The organism is Pseudomonas sp. GGS8, from assembly GCF_024168645.1.
In the GTDB taxonomy this organism is placed as follows: Bacteria; Pseudomonadota; Gammaproteobacteria; order Pseudomonadales; family Pseudomonadaceae; genus Aquipseudomonas.
Genome location: NZ_JALJWF010000001.1, coordinates 1,550,460 through 1,563,863 on the forward strand (window position 1 = coordinate 1,550,460; position 13,404 = coordinate 1,563,863).

Consider the following 13,404-nt stretch of genomic DNA (forward strand, 5'->3'; position numbering starts at 1 on the left):
TCCTGATGGGCTGCGGGCTTTCTGCGAGATAAGGAGGCCAAAATCGTTGCTCAATCGATTTTTCAATCAACTCAAGCTGTTACGTCCTCACTCACTCCTTGTGCGGTGCGGGCTGTTGTTGGGTAAGGCAATGGATGTTACCGCCCCCAAGTAACAGTTCGCGACCAGGCACCATGACCACTTCATGCTGCGGAAACACGCTCTGCAAAATCTCTTTGGCCGGACCATCCAGTGGGTCGTCGAAGCTCGGCGCAATGATGCCGCCGTTGACGATCAGGAAGTTCACATAAGAGCCGGCCAGACGCACGGTCGGATTGCGCTCCTGAGTGCCGTCCACCGGGTCCACGCCTGCGCACTCTTCTTCGGTCGCATACAGCGGCCCCGGAATCGGCATTTTGTGCACCGTGAATGGGCGACCCTTGGCATCAGTGCTGTTTTGCAGCACGTTCATGGCCGCCTGGCAGCGCGCAAAGTTCGGGTCCTGCGGGTCGTCGGTCCAGGCCAGCAACACTTCGCCTGGACGCACGTAGCAGCAGAAGTTATCCACATGGCCGTCAGTTTCGTCGTTGAACAAACCGTCCGGCAGCCAGATGATCTTATCCACAGCCAGATTTGCGCTGAGCACCGCTTCGATTTGCTCACGGCTCATGTGCGGATTGCGATTGCGGTTGAGCAGGCATTCTTCGGTGGTGATCAGGGTGCCTTCGCCATCGACATGAATCGATCCACCCTCGAGCACAAAACCCTCGGTGCGGTAGCGCGGGCTGCGCTCGATTTCGAGGATCTTGCCCGCCACCTGCAAGTCACGGTTCCATGGCGAATACAAACCACCGTCGAAACCGCCCCACGCATTGAAGTCCCAATCCACGCCACGGACTTCGCCGCTGTCATTGATGACGAACGTTGGGCCGGTATCCCGAACCCAGGCGTCATCGCTGGACATCTCCACCACACGAATATTTGGCACGTCGAGACGGGCGCGGGCATTTTCGTACTGGCCCGCGGAAACCGCCACGGTCACCGGTTCGAAACGCGCGATGGCCTTGGCTACCGCGACGTGCGCGGCTTGCGCCGGTTTACCCCCCAGGCGCCAGTTGTCCGGGCGCTCGGGCCAGATCATCCAGGTCTGGGTTTGGGGTGCCCACTCAGCGGGCATGTAAAAGCCGTCGGCGCGAGGGGTGCTGTTCAAAGTGGTCATGGCTTCAGGACTCCAGGGTACCGTCGAGGGTTTTGATCGCGCCGTACAGGTTCGGACGACGGTCACGGAACGAACCCCAGGCGCTGCGAATGTGCTCCAGCTCATCGAGGTCGAAGCTGTGAACCAGAATGCCTTCTTCGGTTTTGTTCAGCTCTTGGACTTTTTCGCCAAACTGGTTGGCGATGAACGACGAGCCGTAGAAGGTAATGTCGTAGCCGTCCTGCTCTTCGTTACCGATACGGTTGCTGGCGATCACCGGCATCAGGTTGGCGCCGGCATGGCCCTGTTGCACACGCTGCCAGTGGTCGCGGGACGAAATGGTCTTGTCGTGCGGCTCACTGCCGATGGCGGTCGGGTAGAACAGGATTTCCGCGCCTTGCAGCGCCATGCTCCGGGCACACTCAGGGAACCACTGATCCCAGCAGATGCCCACGCCGATTTTCGCGTAACGGGTATTCCAGACTTTGAAACCGGTATCGCCTGGATTGAAGTAGTACTTTTCGTGGTAGCCAGGGCCATCCGGGATGTGGCTTTTACGATAAATCCCGAGGTTGCTGCCGTCGGCATCGATGATCGCGATGCTGTTGAAACGCGCGCGACCGGCCAATTCGTAGAAGCTGATCGGCAGCACCACTTGCAGTTCTTTGGCGACTTTCTGGAAGTGTTTGATGGCAATGTTGTCTTCAACCGTCGTGGCCAGTTGCAGGTAGTCCGGGTTCGGCTTCTGGCAGAAGTACGGAGCCTCGAACAGTTCCTGGATCAGGATGATTTGCGCACCTTTGGCCGCCGCTTCACGGACCAGCTTCTCAGCGGTCTCGATGTTGGCTTCAAGGTCCCAGGAACAAGCCATCTGGGTAGCGGCGACGGTAACGATACGGCTCATGAATCATCTCCTGGGCAACGCTTGAGGGTCGAGTGTGGCATCGACCGATGACAGAAATGGGAAGTACCGGGCGTGGTTCATCCACACCGTGGGCAGTGGCGACTTTATAGCCGATAAAAATCGGCTTTCAAAGCAATAAATACCACTCCATCAGAAAACAACCCAACTTAAACCGATAACAATCGAGTTAAACACCTTCTCTGTGGGAGCGAGCCTGCTCGCGATAGCGGTGGGTCAGTCGACATCAATATTGCCTGCTCGACCGCCTTCGCGAGCAGGCTCGCTCCCACAGGGATATGTGTTTACAGATCCTCTGCGAGAACGTTCGACAGCATGTCGACAAAGAAATCCACGCTCTGCCGCGAGGTGACCATCGGCGGTTTGATCTTGAGGATGTTCAGGTGATCGCCCGTCGGCTGCATGAAGATCCCCAACTCACGAAGCCGATCGCACAGCGCCGTGGTTTCTTCGGTCGCCGGTTCAAGGGTTTCGCGATTGCGGACCAACTCCACGCCCAGATAGAAGCCGGAACCATGCACCGCTCCCACCAACGGATGCCGGTCGATCAACGCTTCAAGACGCTCCTTGAAGTACCCACCCACCACCTGGGCGTTCTCCCAGAGTTTTTCTTCTTCCATCACATCCAGCACCGCCATGCCGATCCGGCAACTGACCGGGCTGCCGCCAGCGGACGAGAAGAAATAACCCTCGGCCTCCAGCGCTTCGGCGATCTCCCTACGGGTAATGACAGCACCCAACGGCTGGCCGTTACCCATGCCTTTGGCCATGGTGATGATGTCCGGCACCACGCCCTGCTCTTCGAAGCCCCAGAAAAATTTACCCATGCGGCCGTAACCGACCTGCACCTCATCGGCGATGCACACCCCGCCCTGAGCACGGACCAGCGCATAAACCTGCTTCAAATAGCCCGGCGGTAGCGAGATGCCGCCGGCATTGCCGTACACCGGTTCGCAGATGAAACCGGCGAGTTGGCGTTTCTGTCCGGCGATTTTCGCCAGGTTGTGTTCGACGCTGCGCACGTAGTCCGGCGCGCTGTCCGGGCCACGAAATTCGCCGCGATAGGTGTTCGGCGCGGTCACCGGGTGCACCCAATCGGGACGGCTGCTCAAAGCCTTGGGGTTGTCGGCAATCGAGGTCGAGACCGCATCCGCCGCCACCGACCAGCCGTGATACGCCTCCAACACACTGAGCATGTCGCGACCGCCGCTGTAGGCCCAGGCCAGACGAATCGCCAGGTCATTGGCCTCGGTGCCGCTGTTGACCAGAAACACCCGGTCCATGTTGTCCGGTGCCAGCTTCAGCAAGCGCTCGGAAAACTCGGCAATCGCTGCGTAGTGAAAACGCGAGTTGGTATTGAGCAATGACCATTGACGACCGGCGACGGCGGCCATGCGCGGATGGCCATGCCCCAGAACTGCGACGTTGTTGAGCATGTCGAGGTAGGAGCGGCCCTGCATGTCGATCAGGTGATTGCGCCAGCCACGCTCGATGCGCGGCGGATCAACGTAATAATGCTTCTGGGATCGGGCGAAACTGGCATCGCGGCGAGCCAACAACGTCTGCGGGTCGAGCTCCTCTTCTGCATCGCAGGCCAGGCCCAGCAATGCCGCCGGCGAAGGGCACAATGCCTGCCAGGCAGCGGCGCGCGAAGGTGTGCAAAACAACGGTGCGTCGAGCTGAGCGCCTCGACACAATTGCACGATCAACGGCCCGTTGACCGAACCCAGCACCTGACCTTTGACCAGGGCTGCGCCCGCGTGCAGCGACGGCGTCACACCCCACAGCCGTAAACTCAGTTGCGGCCCATCCAGTTGCAGTACACCCGCCGCCGGCTGGTGAATCACTCCGGCAAACGGCGATTCGACCGCCGTGCCATGGGGCACTCGCAGCTCTACGTGCAGTGGGCAAGTGGCCGGTTCAGTGGCGCTGTCCGGCCGGGTGCGAGACAGACGATATTGCCCATAACGACTGGCCGCCAGACCGTGGGCCGCAGCGGCCTCGGTCAGCAGACGCTGGTCGATCCCCTCCTGCTCCCAGTTACCCGCTTCGAAATGCGGGCTGAGCACGCCCAGATCGATCAAGGCAAACTCACGCCCCACCAGACTCGGCAACAAGGGTGCAAGGCCTTCGCTGCCGATGCTCGGCAGGCCTTGACCGACCGCGGCAAGAATCGCCGCCTCCATCAACGCCAGCGGCACCGATGTGGCCACGCGGAAAATTTCCCACTCATGGGTCAGGTTGTCGCGACTGTACTCATTGCCCGGATCAATGCTGACCTGCTGTTCGCCACTCAGCACCAACACCGTCGAACGCGCAACGATCAGCGGCCAGAGCGCCAGCAGTTCTTCATGTTGCAACGGATTGACCGCATGATAGGCCCGAACCGCCGGCAAAATGTAGAACGGATCGCCATCGGCATGGTGCAGCAGCGCGGCACAGGTCACCGACAGATCGGTGATCCGCCAGGTGCGGACCAGGTCGCCGAAATCGATGACACCCTGCAACTGCCATTGGCGCTGCGAATCCCGCTGCCAGACCACGTTGTCGTCGGTGATGTCCATGTGAATCGCCTGCACCGGCAGCTTATCCACCAAGGGCTGCAAATGGCGCTCGGCCTGTTCGGCCGCTTCAGCAATCCGCTTGCGTTGCTGGTCATCCTTGATCACCGGCAGCAAATGCGCGATCAACGCGTTGGCGTGGCGGGCGTCCCATTGAAGGGTGCGCTCAAGGCCAGGATGGTCAAAATCGGCCAGCGCCAGATCCATCTCGCCGCAGAGCCGACCGAAACCGGCGACCACTGCCTGGCTCAGATGGTCGAGGTGCGTCAGGGATTGGCCGTCGATGTAATCGAGCAGACGTACATGCACCGCTTGACCGCCGACATCGAGAGAGAGCAAGTCTGCGCCGTTTATGGCCGGGATCACTCGCGGCACCTGCACGTCGGCGTGTTCAGCCAGATGCTTGAGCCCTGCGTGTTGGGCTTGCAGCTCCAGCACCGAGTAATCGCCACGGCAGATTTTCAAGACGAAACGCCCCTGCTCGCTGTCGACGCGGTAGTTGAGATCCTGCTGGCTGCCCAGGGCCTGCAATCGCCCACTCAGCCCGTAATGCTCCTCCAGCAGCTCAAGCGCTTGCGCCGCGGACACTTGTGGGCTGGGCAGACTGGCGCGATGAATCAACGTGGCGAGCGGCATACAACGACCCCTGAAATTTTGTTAGGCGCTTATATCGCCACTGCCCGGGGCGATACGCAACCCCCTCCCTGATCGGCGCGAATCAAACACCCGCGCAACTCTCTTCACCGCACCACTCGCACCAACTGCCACTTTGCTTAAGAATGTCGGCCATCAACGTCTATTGCTGGAGAAACACCATGAATGTAGTCACCACCGACCTGCCCGGTGTTCTGATCATCGAACCCAAGGTATTTGGTGACGAGCGCGGCTTCTTCTATGAGAGCTTCAATGCCAAGGCTTTCGAAGAGGCAACCGGCCTGAACACCCAATTTGTTCAGGACAACCATTCCCGTTCGCAAAAAGGCGTACTGCGCGGCTTGCACTATCAGCTGGAAAACACTCAGGGCAAACTGGTCCGCGTCACCGCCGGTGAAGTACTCGACGTGGCAGTGGACATCCGCCGCAGCTCGCCGCATTTTCGCAAATGGGTCGCTGTGCGTCTGTCTGCCGACAACCATCGCCAACTCTGGGTGCCGGAAGGTTTTGCCCATGGTTTCGTGGTGCTGAGCGATTTCGCCGAGCTCCTCTACAAAACCACCGACTACTACACCCCGTCGGCCGAGCGCAGCATTCGCTGGGACGACCCGGACCTGGGCATCGACTGGCAGCTGGACGAAGCACCGCTGCTGTCGGCCAAGGATCAGTCCGCGGCGTTCTTCAAGGACGCTGAAGTCTTTTCCTGAATTGCTGTCTGAATTTTCACCGCCAGCGCGCACTTGATCCAGGTGCGCAGACTGCGCCCGCAAGCCTAGGCATAATGCGTCTGTACCCACAGGCGCTTGATGCTCATGACACCGACCCTCCCCCCCAGACCCCGCTGGCGCAGCCTGGCCCTGCTTGCGCTATGCCTGGCACCCTTGCTGTGGCCGCTGGAGCATCTGGCCGAGCGTTATTACCGCAGTGAACTGGCGGGGCAAAACCGTCAGACCCTCGACCTCTACGTCGCCAACCTGTTGGGCACCCTGCACCGTTATGAAGTGTTGCCGCAGATTCTCGGCGAACTGCCCGCCCTGCGCGCGACATTGGCCACCCCCGACGAAGGTGTGGTGCAAGGCAACGCCAATCGTCTGTTGAAAAACATCAGTGCCCAGACCGGCGCCGAAGTCATGTACCTGATGGACGCCACAGGCAAGACATTAGCCGCCTCCAACTGGGACAAACACGACAGCTTTGTCGGCCGTAATTTCGCCTTCCGCCCTTATTTCAGTGAAGCCATGGCCGGGCGCCTGGGGCGCTTCTTCGGCCTGGGTACCACCTCGGCCAAGCGCGGCTACTTCTTCGCTGCAGCAGTACGTGATCGCGAAAAAATCATCGGGGTATTGGTGGTCAAGGTCGACCTCGATCACACCGAAAGCCTCTGGGGCAAAACCCCGGAACAACTGTTGGTCACCGACCATAACGGCGTGGTCATCCTCACGTCGCGGCCAGAGTGGCGTTTCCGCTCGACCCGTCCATTGAGTGATGAAGAGAACAAGGCAGTCGCCGCGATTCAACCCTATCCAACCCGCTATCCAAAGACATTGAGTCTTGACCCCAATGCCTGGTTGACCCAAACCCGGCAGATCGAAGAAACCGGCTGGAGCGTCAGTATCCTTGCACCGCGCACCCTGATCGACCGTCCGGTGCGCACAGTCGTGGCCATCGGCGGAGCAACGCTGCTGGTATTAATGCTGCTGCTGGGCTTGATGATGCAACGCCGACGCCATTACCTGGACCGGATCGCCTTCGAAGCCAAGGCCCGCCAAGAGCTGGAAGGCCGGGTCGCCGAACGGACCAGCGACCTCGAAGGCCTCAACCGTCGACTGAAACAGGAAGTGCTGGAGCGCGAACACGCCCAACAAGAACTGGTACGCGCTCAGGATGATCTGGTACAGGCCGGCAAGCTCTCGGCGCTGGGGACGATGTCGGCGAGTATCAGCCATGAACTCAACCAACCGCTGGCGGCCATCCGCAGCTACGCGGAAAACGCCGAAGTGCTGCTCGATCATCAGCGCACCGAGGATGCTCGCGGCAACCTCAAGCTGATCAGCGAATTGACCGGGCGTATGGCGTCGATCATTGCCCACCTGCGCGCCTTCGCCCGACGTGATCGCCACGCCCCGGAAAGCGTGGCCCTGCAACCGGCGCTGGACGATGCCCTGGCGTTACTGGCCAAGCGTCGGCGCAGCATGGAAGTCGAGCTGATCCGCGACCTGCCGGCCGCCACCCTGTGGGTCGAAGCCGGGGAGACCCGTCTGCGCCAGGTACTCGGCAATCTGCTGGCCAATGCGCTCGATGCGCTGACGGAAAAAGGCCCGCCGCGTAAACTCTGGTTGAGTGCCCAATCCACCGCCGACGGCGTCAATCTGTACATTCGCGACAACGGCCCCGGGTTCTGCCTGGAAGCGCTGGGTCGTGCCGGTGAGCCCTTCTACACCACCAAGACCCGCACACAGGGGCTTGGGCTGGGGCTGGCGATCTGCGACACCCTGATGCGCGCCTTCGGTGGTGAACTGTCGTTCTCCAACCATAAGGAAGGCGGCGCCCTGATTACCCTGAAGCTGCGCGCCGGCGCGCCGGGTGTGAGCCTGCAACCGTCCGAGGACCGAAGTGCATGACCATCGACAACCGCATCCAGGTCGTGTTGATCGACGACGATCCCCACCTGCGCCAAGCCCTGAGCCAGACCCTAGACCTGGCCGGTCTGAAGATCCTGCCACTCGCTGAAGCCAAGGGCTTGGCCGGGCAACTGGAACGTGACTGGCCAGGCGTGGTGGTCAGTGACATCCGCATGCCGGGCATGGACGGCCTTGAACTGCTGACCGAACTCCACGCCCAGGACCCGGAGCTGCCTGTGCTGCTGATCACCGGCCACGGCGATGTGCCGCTGGCGGTACAAGCCATGCGCGCCGGGGCTTATGACTTTCTGGAAAAACCTTTCGCCAGCGACGCCTTGCTCGACAGCGTACGTCGCGCCCTGGCCCTGCGCCGTCTGGTACTGGACAACCGCAGCCTGCGTCTGGCCCTGAGCGATCGCAACGAACTGAGCGCCCGACTGGTCGGGCAATCGGCGCCAATGCTGCGCCTGCGCGAGCAGATCGGGGCTCTGGCGGCGACCAAGGCTGACGTGCTGATCCTCGGTGAAACCGGCGCGGGCAAAGAAGTGGTGGCCCGGGCGCTGCACGATTTGTCGAGTCGACGTAACGGCCCGTTCGTGGCAATCAACGCCGGGGCCTTGGCCGAGTCAGTGGTGGAAAGCGAGCTGTTCGGCCACGAACCCGGCGCGTTTACCGGCGCGCAGAAGCGCCGCATCGGCAAGTTCGAATTCGCCAACGGTGGCACGTTGTTCCTCGATGAAATCGAAAGCATGAGCCTGGACGTACAGGTGAAATTGCTGCGCTTGCTGCAAGAGCGGGTCGTCGAACGCCTGGGCGGCAATCAGTTGATCCCGCTGGACATCCGCATCATCGCCGCGACCAAGGAAGACCTGCGGCAATCCGCCGATCAGGGGCGCTTCCGTGCCGACTTGTATTACCGCCTGAACGTTGCGCCGTTGCGCATTCCGCCACTGCGCGAACGGGGCGAAGATGCGCTGATGCTGTTCCAGCATTTCGCCGACGAAGCCAGCGCCCGCCACGGCTTACCGCCCCATGAACTGCAACCGGGGCAACGGGCGCTGCTGCTGCGTCACAGCTGGCCGGGTAACGTGCGGGAACTGCAGAACGCCGCCGAACGCTTTGCCCTGGGCCTGGAACTGGCACTGGACAACAGCGCGCCGGATGGCGGTGTCGGCACCACGGTTGAAGTGGTCAGCGGCGGCTTGAGCGAGCAAGTCGAGAACTTCGAGAAGAGCCTGATTGCCGCCGAACTGGCGCGCTCGCACAGCTCCGTGCGCAGCCTCGCCGAAGCGCTTGGCATCCCGCGCAAAACCCTGCACGACAAGCTGCGCAAGCATGGCCTGAACTTCGCCGATGGCGGCACCAGCAGCCATACCGACGACCTCGATTGAGCTACCGTAAAATCATCCTCATCAAACAAAAGGCCCGCGAATGAACCGCGACAGTCGTCACCTGGAATCGATCCTCTATCGCGACATCCCCCTCACGCGGGACATGGGCCTCAAAGTGCTCGACTGGCATGACCAACAACTGCGCCTGCATCTGCCGCTGGAGCCCAACGTCAATCACAAGAGCACCATGTTCGGTGGCAGCCTGTACTGCGGCGCGGTGCTGGCCGGCTGGGGCTGGCTGCATTTGCGTTTGCGTGAAGAAGGCATCGAAGACGGGCACATCGTGATTCAGGAAGGGCAGATCAACTACCCGCTGCCGGTCACCATGGACGCGACAGCGATTTGCCAGGCGCCGAATGCAGCAGTGTGGAGGAAATTCCTGGCGATGTATCGACGCTATGGGCGGGCGCGGTTGACGCTGCATTCGCGGATCGTGAATGCCGGGAGTGAAGAGGATGCGGTGAGGTTCGTGGGGCAGTACGTACTGCACCGCTAGGAACCAGGGCCAATACAGAACCTGTGGCGAGGGGGCTTGCCCCCGTTGGGCTGCGAAGCGGCCCCAAATCCAGCCGCCGCGAATCAGTTAATTTCCATTGTCTGAATTGCGACTGCTGCGCAGCCGAACGGGGCGGTGCGGCGTTCCGACAAGCCCCCTCGCCACAGAAGTTCGGCGTGCTCAGGAACGAGCGAGCGCCAATAGTTTCTCCCGCCAAGCCGCTTTGGCCGGCAGCGCCAGGAAGAACTCATTCAGCAACGATTCCCGCGCCGGATAACAGAACGGCGCGCCGCTCAAATCCAGCACCTCACCGCCGGCGCCTTCCAGTACACCTTGAGCCGCGGCCGTGTCCCACTGCGAAGTCGGCGCCAATCGCGGATAACAATCCGCAGCCCCTTCAGCCAGCAGGCAAAACTTCAGCGAGCTGCCGATATTCGCCAGTTGCAGCTCACCCAGGCTGTCGCTCAACCCCGCGAGTAGTCGCTCCTGCTCAGGGCTCGAATGCCGACGACTGGCGACCACCGTGAAAGCTTCACCCGCAGCCGGAACCTCACGCACCTGAATCGGCAACGGCTCGGCGCCTTTATCGCCACGCCAGGCTCCCAACCCGGCACCGCCGACATAAAAACGCCCGTTGGTCGGCATCGACACCACACCGAACACCACACGCCCCTGCTCGATCAGCGCAATGTTGACGGTGAACTCTTCGCTGCCGGAGATGAACTCCTTGGTCCCGTCCAGCGGATCGACCAGCCACCAGCGTTGCCAGCCGGCACGCACGCTCCGGGGGATGTTGGCGTCCTCTTCGGACAGCACCGGAATAGTCGGGTCCAGCGCCGTCAGCCCGGCCAGGATTACATGGTGAGCGGCCATGTCGGCAGCGGTGACCGGAGAATCATCGGACTTTGCAGTCACGGCAACGTTGACGCGCCAGAACGGCAGGATCGCCTCGCCAGCTTTCAATGCCAGCTCGACCACCGGCGCCATCAACGGATGGGGAAAACTCATGAACGTCTCACTCATAATTGAAAAATACCGCGCTGGCTCAACAAGTCCCGGGCCAGATACAGCGCCGCCAAGGCACGACCCTCGGTGAATCGCGGGTTCTGCGCCAATGCCGACAGTTCCCGCAGGTTGATCTTGTCCACCCCCATCGGCTCGGGCTCGTCACCCTCCAGGCGCTCTTCGTACAAATCGGTGGCCAGCACCACTTGGATCTTCTGGCTCATGTAGCCGGGTGACAACGACAACTCGGTCAGATGCTCCAGTTGCCGCGCGCCATACCCGGCCTCTTCCTTTAGCTCCCGCTCGGCCGCCGCCAGCACGTCTTCGCCCGGCTCGATCAAGCCTTTGGGCAGGGACAATTCGTAGGCATCGGTGCCACCGCAGTATTCCTCCACCAACACTGCGTGGTCCGCGTCGAGCATCGCCACGATCATCACCGCACCATAACCAGCGCCTTTGCCGACCAATCGCTCGTAAGTACGTTCCACGCCATTGGAAAAGCGCAATTTCAGCTCTTCGACACAGAATAATCGGCTGGTGGCGACGATCTCGCGGGCGAGTACGGTGGGTTTCTGGCGCATGGGAAGCTCCTTGGCGTAAGCGGGTTACTATACCCGGCCTATCCTGATTGTTTATCTCGGATATCTTTTTTACCGCTGGAGAAGTTTTTTATGTCCCTGCTGCCCTGGCGCGACATCGATACCGTTCTGCTGGATATGGACGGCACGCTGCTGGACCTGCACTACGACAACCATTTCTGGCTGGAGCACCTGCCAAAGCGTTATGCCGAGTTGCACGGAGTGAGCCTGGCCATGGCGGAGCTGGAACTGCAGCCACTGTTCGAGCGCCATGCCGGTCAGTTGCAGTGGTATTGCCTGGACTTCTGGAGCGCCGAACTGAAGTTGTCAGTGCGCGAGCTGAAACTGGAAACCGCGCACCTGATCGCCCTGCGTCCGGATGCGGACACTTTTCTGGCGGCGATCAAACAGGCCGGCAAGCGCGTGGTACTGATCACCAACGCCCATCGCGACTCGTTGTCATTGAAACTGGAAAGAATCGAACTGGCGCCGTATTTCGAGCGCTTGATCAGCTCTCATGATTACGGTTTCGCCAAAGAAGACCCGCAGTTCTGGAATGCCTTGCAGGCCGATATCGGCTTCGACCCGGCACGCTGCCTGTTCATCGACGACACCCTGCCGATCCTGCGCAGCGCACGCAATTTTGGGGTGGCGCACCTGCTGGCCGTGAGCGAGCCGGACAGCCGCAAAGGGCCGAAGGACACGGCAGAGTTTGCAGCGGTGGGGGATTATCGGGAGCTCATTGCCGGGCTTTAGACCGAGTCGCCTGCGATAGCGATCTCAAGCCTTATTGAGGAATCCGCAACACCTGCCCCGGATAGATCTTGTCCGGGTGCGAAAGCATTGGTTTGTTGGCTTCAAATATTTTGTTGTACGTGTTCGCGTCGCCGTACGCCGCCTTGGAAATCGCGCGCCCAAGACTAGATCAGCCCTCTGAAGGGCGGTTCCCAGCCGACCAATGACCCAACCCCGCGCAGGCGCTAGAATCACAAACCTTGCCGGCGCCCTGGAGCGAAGATGGACATCAAGCAGCTGAAATTCCTCATCGCTCTCGACGAAACCCGACACTTCGGCCAAGCCGCCGCGCGTTGCCACATCACCCAGCCGACCCTGTCCATGCGCCTGCGCAGCCTTGAGGAAGAACTCGAGCTGCCGCTGGTCAATCGCGGCCAACGCTTCGAAGGTTTCACCGCGCCGGGCGAACGCGTGCTGGCATGGGCGCGTACGGTGCTGGCGGCCTATGACGGTTTGCAGGCCGAAGCGGCGGCCTGTCGCGGCAACCTTGTGGGTACGTTGCGACTGGGGGTGGTGCCGCTGTCGAGTTTCGACCCGGTGCCGCTGATGCAACGCCTGCATGTCGAACACCCGAACCTGCGTTTCGAACTCTCGGCCCTCAGTTCCGAGCAGATCCTCGAACAGCTGGCGAATAACCGTCTCGACATCGGCGTCTCCTATCTGGAACGTCTGGACGGCGAGCGCTTCGACTCCCTGGCGTTCAGCGAAACCCGCATGGGTCTGCTCTACGATCAACGCTTTTTCAGTTTCGGCGAGGCGCCGCTGAGCTGGGAGTCGCTGATCGAACTGCCCATGGGCATGCTCACCAGCGGCATGCATTTTCGCCAGTCCATCGACCATAACTTCCACAGCCGTGGCTTGACCCCACAGCCGTTGCTGCAAACCGATGCGGTCCACCAATTGTTACAAGCGGTACACGGTGGCCTGTGCTGCGCGGTGATGCCGCTGAACAGTGGCCTCGAAAACCTCACCGATCACTTGCGCCTGCAACCCATCGAAAGCGCCCAGACCCTCGCCCGGCTGGGGCTGATCATGCGTCGCAGCGCTCCGCGTTCGGCCTTGGCAGAAGCCTGTTTTGCGATCTATCAGAAATCACTGACAGATTCTTGATCGACGCCATCTATCGGTAGATCAGTAATAGCGATTAGACGCGACATGTTGACGCGCCTAGGCTTAAAGCTGACCAAACCGTCGGTGATGCCTA

11 protein-coding genes and 1 pseudogene are annotated in these 13,404 nt (G+C 60.9%); 6 read left to right on the top strand and 6 right to left on the bottom strand.

Going from position 1 to position 13,404, the window contains the following annotated elements; genetic code table 11:
- Positions 1-91: 91 nt before the first annotated feature.
- The 3 genes from aguA to J3D54_RS06835 form a co-directional block, all read right to left on the bottom strand.
- Positions 92-1,198, bottom strand: coding sequence for an agmatine deiminase (gene aguA / locus J3D54_RS06825; RefSeq protein WP_253417235.1), 1,107 nt, complete (start codon positions 1,196-1,198; stop codon positions 92-94).
- Between the two features lie 4 nt (positions 1,199-1,202).
- Positions 1,203-2,081, bottom strand: coding sequence for an N-carbamoylputrescine amidase (gene aguB, locus J3D54_RS06830; protein ID WP_253417236.1), 879 nt, complete (start codon positions 2,079-2,081; stop codon positions 1,203-1,205).
- A 302-nt stretch (positions 2,082-2,383) separates the two neighbouring features.
- On the bottom strand, positions 2,384-5,296 hold the full coding sequence (locus J3D54_RS06835) for an aminotransferase (RefSeq protein WP_253417237.1): 2,913 nt from the start codon (positions 5,294-5,296) through the stop codon (positions 2,384-2,386).
- 179 nt (positions 5,297-5,475) lie between these two features.
- Here J3D54_RS06835 and rfbC point away from each other — a divergent pair, with 179 nt between their 5' ends.
- The 4 genes from rfbC (at position 5,476) to J3D54_RS06855 (ending at position 9,822) form a co-directional block, all read left to right on the top strand.
- Positions 5,476-6,021: a dTDP-4-dehydrorhamnose 3,5-epimerase gene (rfbC, locus tag J3D54_RS06840; RefSeq protein WP_253417238.1), complete on the top strand. Its 546-nt coding sequence runs from the start codon at positions 5,476-5,478 to the stop codon at positions 6,019-6,021.
- Positions 6,022-6,126: 105 nt separating this feature from the next.
- Positions 6,127-7,935, top strand: coding sequence for an ATP-binding protein (locus J3D54_RS06845; RefSeq protein ID WP_253417239.1), 1,809 nt, complete (start codon positions 6,127-6,129; stop codon positions 7,933-7,935).
- Entirely contained in the window at positions 7,932-9,326 is a 1,395-nt protein-coding gene (locus tag J3D54_RS06850; RefSeq protein ID WP_253417240.1) for a sigma-54 dependent transcriptional regulator, read from the top strand. Before J3D54_RS06845 ends, J3D54_RS06850 begins: the two co-directional genes overlap by 4 nt.
- 40 nt (positions 9,327-9,366) lie before the next feature.
- The gene (locus J3D54_RS06855) at positions 9,367-9,822 is read left to right on the top strand and encodes a YiiD C-terminal domain-containing protein (RefSeq protein WP_253417241.1); all 456 of its coding nucleotides are present in this window, start codon (positions 9,367-9,369) and stop codon (positions 9,820-9,822) included.
- A gap of 180 nt (positions 9,823-10,002) precedes the next feature.
- Here the strand turns inward: J3D54_RS06855 and cysQ are convergent, their stop codons facing one another.
- Together cysQ and nudE are read right to left on the bottom strand one after the other, a co-directional pair.
- On the bottom strand, positions 10,003-10,830 hold the full coding sequence (gene cysQ, locus J3D54_RS06860; RefSeq protein ID WP_253417242.1) for a 3'(2'),5'-bisphosphate nucleotidase CysQ: 828 nt from the start codon (positions 10,828-10,830) through the stop codon (positions 10,003-10,005).
- A gap of 11 nt (positions 10,831-10,841) precedes the next feature.
- Entirely contained in the window at positions 10,842-11,408 is a 567-nt protein-coding gene (nudE, locus tag J3D54_RS06865; protein ID WP_253417243.1) for an ADP compounds hydrolase NudE, read from the bottom strand.
- 90 nt (positions 11,409-11,498) lie between these two features.
- Here nudE and yrfG point away from each other — a divergent pair, with 90 nt between their 5' ends.
- On the top strand, positions 11,499-12,161 hold the full coding sequence (gene yrfG, locus J3D54_RS06870) for a GMP/IMP nucleotidase (protein WP_253417244.1): 663 nt from the start codon (positions 11,499-11,501) through the stop codon (positions 12,159-12,161).
- 31 nt (positions 12,162-12,192) lie between these two features.
- Here yrfG and J3D54_RS06875 read toward each other — a convergent pair.
- A pseudogene (locus J3D54_RS06875) lies at positions 12,193-12,339 on the bottom strand (LysM peptidoglycan-binding domain-containing protein); the annotation flags it as partial.
- Between the two features lie 83 nt (positions 12,340-12,422).
- Between J3D54_RS06875 and J3D54_RS06880 the strand changes: the two are divergent.
- Positions 12,423-13,310, top strand: coding sequence for a LysR family transcriptional regulator (locus J3D54_RS06880; protein ID WP_253417245.1), 888 nt, complete (start codon positions 12,423-12,425; stop codon positions 13,308-13,310).
- The last annotated feature ends 94 nt before the right edge of the window (positions 13,311-13,404 follow it).

Coding starts and splice junctions, on each gene's coding strand:
- aguA (WP_253417235.1), bottom strand. CDS start 1,198: ATGACCACTTTGAACAGCACCCCTCGCGCCGACGGCTTTTACATGCCC.
- aguB (WP_253417236.1), bottom strand. CDS start 2,081: ATGAGCCGTATCGTTACCGTCGCCGCTACCCAGATGGCTTGTTCCTGG.
- J3D54_RS06835 (WP_253417237.1), bottom strand. CDS start 5,296: ATGCCGCTCGCCACGTTGATTCATCGCGCCAGTCTGCCCAGCCCACAA.
- rfbC (WP_253417238.1), top strand. CDS start 5,476: ATGAATGTAGTCACCACCGACCTGCCCGGTGTTCTGATCATCGAACCC.
- J3D54_RS06845 (WP_253417239.1), top strand. CDS start 6,127: ATGACACCGACCCTCCCCCCCAGACCCCGCTGGCGCAGCCTGGCCCTG.
- J3D54_RS06850 (WP_253417240.1), top strand. CDS start 7,932: ATGACCATCGACAACCGCATCCAGGTCGTGTTGATCGACGACGATCCC.
- J3D54_RS06855 (WP_253417241.1), top strand. CDS start 9,367: ATGAACCGCGACAGTCGTCACCTGGAATCGATCCTCTATCGCGACATC.
- cysQ (WP_253417242.1), bottom strand. CDS start 10,830: ATGAGTTTTCCCCATCCGTTGATGGCGCCGGTGGTCGAGCTGGCATTG.
- nudE (WP_253417243.1), bottom strand. CDS start 11,408: ATGCGCCAGAAACCCACCGTACTCGCCCGCGAGATCGTCGCCACCAGC.
- yrfG (WP_253417244.1), top strand. CDS start 11,499: ATGTCCCTGCTGCCCTGGCGCGACATCGATACCGTTCTGCTGGATATG.
- J3D54_RS06880 (WP_253417245.1), top strand. CDS start 12,423: ATGGACATCAAGCAGCTGAAATTCCTCATCGCTCTCGACGAAACCCGA.